Consider the following 457-nt stretch of genomic DNA (forward strand, 5'->3'; position numbering starts at 1 on the left):
ATGAAGAAAAAGCCTTTGGCAGCGCTATGTAGCGACGAGCCAAAGGCTTTTTTATTGCAAGATTAGGTTGTGCGGTCTTCCATAAACTCGATTTTGTTCAGGAATGACTCCTTGCTGGAAAAGATGACACGTTCTTTTCGCGGAATGGTAAAGTAAACCACAATATACTGAGCATCGACATATTCGACGATGCAGCGCTTTTTCGGTCTGTCGATTGTTTTTACGGGCTTGTTCAACCAATCATCCATGTACGTTCCTCCTACTTGACCTCCCCTTCATTATATCAATATCATGCCTGATACACAAAGGAATGTACAGTCATGGCTATGCGCAGCATCAATTGGTCCTGTCCGTTTTCCGGATGAAGCCCAGTCAAATCGCGGATCAATTGCAGTCGATACTTGATTGTATTTTTGTGTACAAACAGCAGATTAGCGGCTTCTACATAATTTCCATT

The 457-nt window shown here is 42.7% G+C and carries 2 protein-coding genes; both read right to left on the reverse strand.

Features of this window, described 5'->3' with window-relative positions; all coding sequences use genetic code 11:
• Positions 1-62: 62 nt before the first annotated feature.
• Positions 63-248: a hypothetical protein gene (locus SB775_RS27460; protein ID WP_410864296.1), complete on the reverse strand. Its 186-nt coding sequence runs from the start codon at positions 246-248 to the stop codon at positions 63-65.
• Between the two features lie 41 nt (positions 249-289).
• A complete protein-coding gene (locus SB775_RS27465; RefSeq protein WP_410864297.1) occupies positions 290-430 on the reverse strand; it encodes a helix-turn-helix domain-containing protein in 141 nt (46 codons plus the stop codon).
• Between the last annotated feature and the right edge of the window lie 27 nt (positions 431-457).

Source organism: Peribacillus sp. SIMBA_075 (genome assembly GCF_046534585.1).